We start from the raw sequence: 8,288 nt of genomic DNA, 5'->3' as shown, positions 1-8,288 counted from the left end.
CGCCGCCTTGGTATTACAAGTGGTTTCAAGTCGCTCCCGCGCTCAAACAGCTTGATACCGCCACCTTAGTATTTAGTGGTTTTAAGCGGGCTAAATCCAATATGTTGGGGCCAGTGATGAGTGCTAAGGAGCCGCAATTGCAACAATGGCGAGCGTTGGTGCAGCGGTTTGGGAATTTAGGTTTATAGAATCTAGCGAAACAAGGAGTGGGGTGTGATTAAACAAGTGGGCAATACTCTTATTCAGCCAAAACACAGAGCGTCTTGCCATTGTGGTGCCGTGGTATTGGAGTTGTCATTGCCTAATGGCATCGAAAATCCACGCCGTTGCGATTGCTCTATCTGTCGCCGTAAGGGCGCAATTGTTGGCTCTGTGCCGCTGGCGGGGATTAAGATCCTCAAGGGTGAGGATGCGCTGAAACTCTATGAATTCAATACCAAAACTGCCAAACACTACTTCTGCTCTATCTGTGGTATTTACACCCATCACCAGCGACGTTCCAATCCCCATGAGTATGGTTACAACATTGGTTGCCTCGAAGGGGTCAATCCATTCGATCTCGAAAATGTGCCCACGAATGATGGCGTTAACCATCCTGCGGATCGTTAGATTATGAACATAGGTCAGTTTGCTACACTCACAGGGCTGTCGGCGCATACGCTCAGATATTACGAGAAAATTGGCCTACTGCAGTCTGTCGTGCGAAATGGCAGCGGGCATCGTGATTATGCGGCGAAAGAAGCGGAATGGATTGGGTTTATCAATCGCTTAAAAGAAACGGGCATGCCGTTAAAGCAGATATTGACCTATGCCGAGCTGCGTGTCCAAGGCGATGCAACCGCTGGCCAGCGACAGCAGTTACTCGAGCAACATGCAACACAATTGGCTGAGCGTATTCGCCAAGAGCAGGAGCATTTGGTTGCCCTTAAGCAAAAAATTCACTATTACCAAACTCATTTTTAGTGGCTAAGCTCAGTCGCTAACATTTGTGGTTAAATGCTAAAAAGCTAATATTGTTTACTTTTCTATTTGCTTGCTTGTGCTTATAGTCGGCGAGTTAAACAGAGGTTTAGTTTTACTGATCCGCATTGCCTGTGTCATGCATCAATGAACCATTGACTTAGAGTTAACTCTAAGGTTTAGGCTGCTTGCTGTGATTTAATCCAACAGGAGCTAAAAATGAGTAATCAAAGATATGTGCAGGGCCTCGCTAAACTGACTGAAATCGACGGTGAGGCGGGGGAGAAAGTCATCCGCAGTCTTGCCGATATTTGCCCTGACTTAGGCAAGTACATTATTGAATATCCTTTTGGGGATATTTATCAGCGTGAAGGGCTCGACCTTAAGACGCGGGAGCTAGTGACAGTTGCCACACTCACGGCGCTAGGGCATTGTCAGCCACAGTTAAACGTACATATTAATGGCGCATTGAATGTCGGTTGTACGCCGCTGGAAATTGTTGAGGTGATATTGCAAATGTCGGTTTATGCTGGCTTTCCTGCTGCACTTAATGGCATGTTTGTCGCTAAAACCGTATTTTCTGAGCGGGAGTTAAGCGTCGTTTAGTTAGTCCTGAGTCAGGTTTATCGATTTGCAAAAGTGACCATAAGGCCGCTTTGATTTCCTCTCTCAAGTTCATTTTAGTTGGATTTAAACGGGCTATGGGGTGTTGCAGGGCTTTCATTCGACTCTAAGCAGAGCGTTCGACTTTGGCTAGAGAATAGCCAAAGTGACCAATGTACCGAGATTGAGTGGCACAGTTGCCATCATTGTGCTTTGCACATTACAGTGGCAAATGTTGCCCGTCTTACTATTTCAATGGAATGTAAAATAATAATGAATTTAATTGGTTATATTGGAGCGGCTCGCCAATACTTGCGAAAGCTCAGCTTACCATCACTGAGTGAAATCCGTTTAGGTTTGGGCAAGTTCTGGCGCTGTCTTATCCTAGGGGTGGCTAAGTTATCCTTTGCGCAAAAGCTGTATCTTATTGCTTTGATATTGGCTTTTAGTAGTGAGTTAATGGGGTTGGTCGCTGTGATTGCCGTAATCGCTATGGCTATCGAGTTTTGGCCTGTGTTCGAGCGGGTTTGGCACAGTTTGGCGGGCAAAGCTGTGTTGTTGCTGTTTTATGCGATGATTGCCAACTTTGCTTTGGGCTGGTCTGGCGCGATAGTCAACGAAGTGGTTGGGGTCTCAGCAAGCGATCTCAATTACACCCATAACTTAGCGATTTTACTCTATATGCCCGCTTGGTTTTTAATGGTGAGCGCAATTGTGCTGCTGGCATTGCAGTTGATTATCCCCATCTATTTTGTATTAATTTTTTTGCTTAAACCTATGGGTGTCAAGTCGTTACGGCTTACCTCGCATACTTCATTCCGTAAAACGACTTTTTTGATCCGTATCGTGCTAGCGACTGTGGTTTTGTATCACTTGAGCTTGTTAATTGATTTAGAGACGCGCATTGAAACCTCGTTTGGCAACTTTATTACCTCTCCCCAAGAAGCCGCTAAGCATGCGCCTCGCGAGCCTAAATCGGGACGGTTGCCGGATGCGACCGATGTGCTGACGGTACCGATTGTAGAGCTAACTCAGACTGCTCTTGACTCTGAAAGCGATAAATCGAGCAAGGCTGAGAATAGTAATGATGACGGCGAGCTGGAAGAGGAAGAGCGCAAAAAGGCCTACGCCTCGGTGCGAACTCAATATCAGTACTTAGTGCGGCAATGGCTAGCTACGTTCGCATTTTCACTTGAAGCCAATGGCCGCTCGCGTTGTAAAAAGCCTGCCGAGTCGAATGTGATTGAATTAAATGATTACGAGATTTTGTTGATCACACCCGATAAGAATGCGGATTATGGTTATCGTTTTGAGGTGGAAAAATGTATCTCGGCCGCGTTTCCGTTGGCGGTGAAGGGCAATTGAGTCAATTAATAAAAAAGCGACCACAAGGTCGCTTTCGTTTTATCGGCTAAATCAGCTTGAGCTGACTATCGTGTTATTCAACCATCACGTTATTCAACAATCGCATTATTCAATCAGCAGCTCATCGAAGTTGCTGATTTTGCGGAACTCTCCAGTGCGTTGTTTGCTGTCGCGAACCATTTGGCAGGTCATCATACCCGCAGCGTCAGCAGCCTTTAATTCTTCAATAACATCAGACACAAACAGCACTTGTTTGGGGCTTAAGCTGATAGTGTTGAGGATATTGCAGTAAGCCTGCTTATCTAATTTGTTGCCCGTGCGGGTGTCGAAATGGCCGTTAAACATTTCAGTTAAATCGCCGCCGTCACTGTGGCCGAACAACAGTTTTTGCGCGTCGACTGAGCCGGATGAAAAGCTGTAAATACGCAGGTTTTGTGCGCTAAAACGTTTCACCGCTTCAATAAAGTCCGGGAAGATATGGCCCTTAAATTCGCCATGGGCATAGCCTTGTTTCCAAATTAACCCTTGTAAGGTTTTAAGTGGCGTGGCTTTACGGTCTTCGTTGACCCACTGTTGCAGGATCTCAGTTACACGCGCTAAGTCAGCCTCAGGCTCTAGGGCGATATCTTTAGTGTCACAAATACAGTTTTCAACCAATACATTGTGTTGGTTCTGTTCTAAAAAGTCTGGCAAGGCTTTGACAGAATAGGGGAATAGTACATCTTGGATAAAGTTTAGGTCTGTCGTGGTGCCTGCTGTGTCTACGACTATGGCTCTGATACCCATAATGTTTTGATACTCCACAATATGTTGGCTAAAAAATGCAACTCCGATCCTAAGCGTTATTGGTGAAATTGGCTAGTCTATTTCACCCAAACACATGGGCAAATTGTGGGTGATATCACTAAGCGATAAGATTGAAATTTGATTAATCTAGTAATTTTAAAAGCTTATCCACTGATTATCCGAGAAAACACTAACTTGATACTGGATTTCATCTCGTTTATTGCGCACAAGTTTGTGGTAGACATAAGACTATGGTCTTAATAGCTAAGGGAAATTTAGGCTGCTATTGTAGTTAAAGTCTCTTTACTCCTTTATACCTTGCATGCTGTGGTTTTCGGGAGACGAGACAGCATATTTCACCTGCGAATAGAGAGACCTTACATGAAATATCTACCCGCACTTGGCTTTGGTATCCTATTAGCCTTATTGAGTTTTATCAGCTTCTCATTGGTCGCCAGCGCAGGTTATATGTTGGACATGTTGAGTGCGGTGCCTCACATCTCGCATAATAGTGTGGAGTATCTTTTGTTGGCGGCTCATGATGCGAGTTTGCTGATATTGCTTGCAGGTTTAGTGCTTTATGCTTACCACAGGATCTTTCCTAAACTTCCCTTCGATTGGTTTACCGCTGTGCTTATCCAAATGCCGCTTGGCTTGGCGGTACTGGTATTAGATGGTTTTACTTTAAACCTGTTTTCATTCAAAGGTTTTGCACTAACGCTGACCACTTTAGCCGCTTCATTTGGGGTGTTAAGCCTTTTTTGGTTGCTTCAACGCAGAGCTAAGCGCTTCGAGGCGGGGCCTAGTAAATAAGCAGAATTTACAGAACATAGCGTAGGCGCAGTGCCGTTTGTTCAACAGGGGATAACGCGAGCCACTGTTCTCGGATTTCCACGGCTTCCTGCGGATAGTCGGTAATGAGCACATCGGCTCCCAGCGCCAACATACGCAGCATTTGCCGTGGATTATTTACTGTCCATACATGCACTTGCTTACCTCCTTTGTGTGCACGGGCGATAAATTTTTCGTTAGTAATCGATTGATTGACCGCTAAGAATTGTGTATTCGCCTTAATGGGATCGCCAATGGATTGAGTGACGATAAGGCCAGTGTGAATGGAAGGGTCGAGTCGTTGCACTTCTTCAATGGCTCTTGCTTCGAGCGACGTAATCACCACTTGTTGTGTCATTTTCTCTTGTTGCAATAGGGCGACAACGGCCTGCGCTAAGCTGGGATCGGCTTGATTATATTTAAGCTCAATGTTCAAACCGATTTTGTTGCGTGCCTCATTAAGCATCTCTAGTAGTGTTGGTACGGATTCCCCTGCAAAAGCGGCACTGTGCCAGCTCCCCGCATCAAGCTGTTGCATTTCGCTCGCACTGAGGTTGGCAACTCGTCTTGGATCGCCCGCTATGCGCATCAAATCAGCATCGTGCAATACCATTAAGGTGCCATCGGATGCCGTTTGCACATCGATTTCGGCATAGTCCGCCTTTTCTGCAATCGCTAAATGCAAAGCCGCAAGGGTATTTTCTGGTGCTCTAGCTGCACCAGCACGGTGGGCAGTAATCAGGATGTCATCCCTTTGTGGTTCACTATTGAGTGCATATGCCCCTAATCCCAACATGATTAAAAAAGTGCCGACCAATACCCCGCTTATCGTATAAAGCGACAGCTCAGACGTTCTTTTTACCGTTTGTCGCCCAAGGCGTTCTAACCCTGCGGGTTTTTCTCCCAGTTGGCGGTATAACAGCAATATGATAAAGGCTTCCCCAAACATGCCGAGTAAGGACCATGCCGCACTGAGCATAAAAATCAGTGCAGAGATAAGGGCCAATATGGCTAATTCTGCCGAAAGTGTCAGTGAGACCTGGTCGAGTAAGCTATCGGCTCCCCAGGAGATCAGTAGTATTAAGGGATACACCAAAGCACCTATCCTCAACCACCAACCCGCAGCGTGCCACATAATCGGGCGTTCATTACCTGCACTTAACTGCCAACTGCGTTTGAGTGCCGTTAATGCATCGGTTGTTTCACTGACAATTATCGTCAGTGAAAAGGCCGCTTTGGCCCACAGATATAAGGCAACAAGGACATAGATTATCGCTAAGAACGCCATACTCGTTAAGGCGAGATACCAGTCTACAGGCTTAAAATACAAGTAGTAATTGATGTCGTGTCCCTGTAGAAACACGCTGAAAATCAGATATCCTAACCCGATAAAAGGTACGCTGAGCAGCAATAAGCAAGCCGCATAAATGCTACCAAGGCGAATAAATACGGGTAAGCGCGCTGTCGCGAAAATCAGCGCCCGCACTGGGCCAATGGGAATATCGTATAAGCCAGATGCTGCGAGAATCGTGACTCCAGCACGTTGGGTAAAAAACACGGTAAAGCTGCTGAATAGAGTAATGACCATAAACAGCAAGCCATAGGGAGACATGGCAAAGGCGATTAAGTCGTAATTGGTAATGGTGACATTGCCCGTTTTGGCAATCAGATGGCGCAGTAGCCAGCCAAAAGACGGGACGATAATACCTGCCGACACTAAGGTGAATAACAGTTCAAATTCAATGAGTTTTCTACCGCAGCGACGAATGGCTTTAAGCGTGTCATGCCAGTAACTGTGTTCAGGATTGAGCATGCCGCTTCCTTATTCGTGCGAGTTAGGACTGTAATTTAGCAGCGTTTCAGGTTTAAGGTTAGTCATCGAATTTATTACCTTGGGTAAGATGATGATTTATGCCTGTCTGTTGCTTTCGGTGGTGTGCTTTGTAAAACAGATAATTACACTCAATAGTGTATGCCATATAGGGGTACGAACCTTTATAATCCTGATGGATGTAGGGATAACAGGTTGATAGGGACAATGAGTAAGTTTTTTTGGGTACTGATGGCATTTTCATTACTGGCAGTGTTGATTGTGCTGAATTCTACGGGAGTGATAATCCATATCCCAACATCTCGAGTTTTGAATAATATTGCACATATTGCCTCCCCTTTGCTGCTGGTGATTTCTATTGTTGTTGCCAATATTGTGGGTATCGGGATCTTTATCTATTTCAAACATTGGGTATATGTGGTTGTGAGCACGCTGATGGTAATACCTTCTATTTTGTTTTTATGGTTGATTTTTAATATGTTTTAGCCCGTTGCTTTTAAAAATGTTGAGAGGTAAGTCATCGATATTTGCAACCGATTGCTAAATCTCCCAAGATGAAACGCAACCATCGTTAATTCGGCGCGAAAAATGAGTGCTAGCTCAAAGGTTTGTGCATTTGTGGTGGATTGGGATGATATTTGCTGAACTTCGGTGGTACAGGATTATCAGAGGATTAAGCAAGCCTCTGATTTTTATGTTAGCCAAGGAGTTATTGATGAGAAATCCCGTACTTTCAAGCCTTGTTCTTGCCCTGTTTTTGGGGGCTCCACTCTGTAGGATCCCCTCATAATTCATAACCCCAACAACCATGAATTAATGAGAGTTCAGCTAGTTTCTTCGCAGCACAAAGCAAATCATCTGCTGATATGGGGTAATCATGCCGTCGCCGCAGCAGTTCTTTGCCTATCCTGATTGTTGATAGCACATTCCTTTTCTTTACCGTGTTTGCTTGGAAGTGCCGCTGTAATTGCTGTGTTTCCCCGTATAATCCTAACCACCAAAATGCCAGTTGCACCAATAACGCTATCAATAGCAGTATGTCCATCCTCGCCGCGTAACGTGTTCTGCTATGACGTAAACCAAAGCCATAAGCGGGACTTTTTAAATCTCTAAAGGTTTCTTCTATTTGCATCCGCTTTTGGTAAATATTAACCAGTTTTTGAGGCGACATGGCTTCCATGGTCAAGTTAGTCACCAGTGCCCAAGGCTCTTTGGCGGTCAACTCATACGTCCATTGCGCAGTATGGTGACAGTCTGTTGTCGTACTTCGCTGACCTTTTCTGCCTTTACTTGGGGCCCTGAACAATACCATCTCACATAACAAAGGTTTCTTTACCGATAACGCCACCCGCCCAACATGTTTTGCGCGACGACGGGCTTGGGGATAAAGCGCTTTTAGTGAAAATTGGCGACCGAAAGGATGCGGCCGATAGACACTCAATCCTCTAACGCGACCCAGCCAATACCAACCGAGCTGCTCGACTTTTCGAAACCATGGATTACGAAAGCCCGCGTCAGTGACTATCAGCGGGGTGATGTTGTCAGGTAATACTTTTCTGAGTTCATTAAGAAACTGATTATGGGCGGTTTGAGTGCCTTGCAGCACTAACGGAAATGTTCGTTCGTAGAGCGTGATAGAGCGACCTTTGATAGCGATAGAGGCGCGTAGCGCAATAAGCTCACGACCTTCACGCATATCTGACCAATCCACCAATATTGTCGGCATCGTATGTGCTGTTAGCAACCACTTTGCATGCCACTGATAAACAGCCATTCTTTCATGGTGAAGATGCGGGTTGCCCAACAATCTATCCATGCGTTTTATTGAGTGCTTAGTATGAGTGCTGGTGCCATCAATGTGCCGCCCTAAATGCGTTAGGGTGAGGCAATCCGCGTTGATAAGTGCTCGGCA

Annotated in this window: 9 protein-coding genes and 1 pseudogene; 7 read left to right on the top strand and 3 right to left on the bottom strand. The window is 45.5% G+C overall.

Features of this window, described 5'->3' with window-relative positions; all coding sequences use genetic code 11:
• From ACHA99_RS20440 to ACHA99_RS20420, 5 genes and pseudogenes are all read left to right on the top strand, one after another.
• Positions 1-188: pseudogene (locus ACHA99_RS20440) on the top strand (flavodoxin family protein); the annotation flags it as partial.
• A gap of 25 nt (positions 189-213) precedes the next feature.
• The gene (locus ACHA99_RS20435; protein WP_393944678.1) at positions 214-609 is read left to right on the top strand and encodes a GFA family protein; all 396 of its coding nucleotides are present in this window, start codon (positions 214-216) and stop codon (positions 607-609) included.
• A gap of 3 nt (positions 610-612) precedes the next feature.
• Positions 613-963, top strand: a complete 351-nt coding sequence (locus ACHA99_RS20430) for a MerR family transcriptional regulator (RefSeq protein ID WP_393944676.1) — start codon at positions 613-615, stop codon at positions 961-963.
• Positions 964-1,179: 216 nt separating this feature from the next.
• Positions 1,180-1,566 (top strand): carboxymuconolactone decarboxylase family protein, encoded by a 387-nt coding sequence (locus tag ACHA99_RS20425; protein WP_393944674.1) that lies wholly within the window; start codon positions 1,180-1,182, stop codon positions 1,564-1,566.
• 270 nt (positions 1,567-1,836) lie between these two features.
• Complete coding sequence (locus ACHA99_RS20420) at positions 1,837-2,928, top strand: hypothetical protein (RefSeq protein ID WP_393944672.1); 1,092 nt, start codon at positions 1,837-1,839, stop codon at positions 2,926-2,928.
• A gap of 105 nt (positions 2,929-3,033) precedes the next feature.
• Here the strand turns inward: ACHA99_RS20420 and mtnC are convergent, their stop codons facing one another.
• Positions 3,034-3,714, bottom strand: a complete 681-nt coding sequence (gene mtnC / locus ACHA99_RS20415) for an acireductone synthase (protein WP_338257485.1) — start codon at positions 3,712-3,714, stop codon at positions 3,034-3,036.
• A 381-nt stretch (positions 3,715-4,095) separates the two neighbouring features.
• On the opposite strand from mtnC, the gene ACHA99_RS20410 reads away from it, so the two are divergent.
• Positions 4,096-4,527, top strand: coding sequence for a hypothetical protein (locus tag ACHA99_RS20410; protein ID WP_393944671.1), 432 nt, complete (start codon positions 4,096-4,098; stop codon positions 4,525-4,527).
• A 7-nt stretch (positions 4,528-4,534) separates the two neighbouring features.
• Here the strand turns inward: ACHA99_RS20410 and ACHA99_RS20405 are convergent, their stop codons facing one another.
• Positions 4,535-6,358, bottom strand: a complete 1,824-nt coding sequence (locus ACHA99_RS20405) for a glycerophosphodiester phosphodiesterase family protein (RefSeq protein WP_393944669.1) — start codon at positions 6,356-6,358, stop codon at positions 4,535-4,537.
• Between the two features lie 225 nt (positions 6,359-6,583).
• On the opposite strand from ACHA99_RS20405, the gene ACHA99_RS20400 reads away from it, so the two are divergent.
• Positions 6,584-6,862 (top strand): hypothetical protein, encoded by a 279-nt coding sequence (locus ACHA99_RS20400; RefSeq protein WP_263164109.1) that lies wholly within the window; start codon positions 6,584-6,586, stop codon positions 6,860-6,862.
• 298 nt (positions 6,863-7,160) lie between these two features.
• Here ACHA99_RS20400 and ACHA99_RS20395 read toward each other — a convergent pair.
• Positions 7,161-8,288: IS4 family transposase (locus ACHA99_RS20395; protein WP_393944667.1), on the bottom strand; the 1,128-nt coding region annotated here is incomplete at its 5' end.

This window comes from Shewanella sp. S23-S33, assembly GCF_043359565.1.
Classification (GTDB): Bacteria; Pseudomonadota; Gammaproteobacteria; order Enterobacterales; family Shewanellaceae; genus Shewanella; species Shewanella oncorhynchi.
Note: the sequence above shows the minus strand (reverse complement) of the source record. Positions and strands in the feature narration are given on the sequence as shown.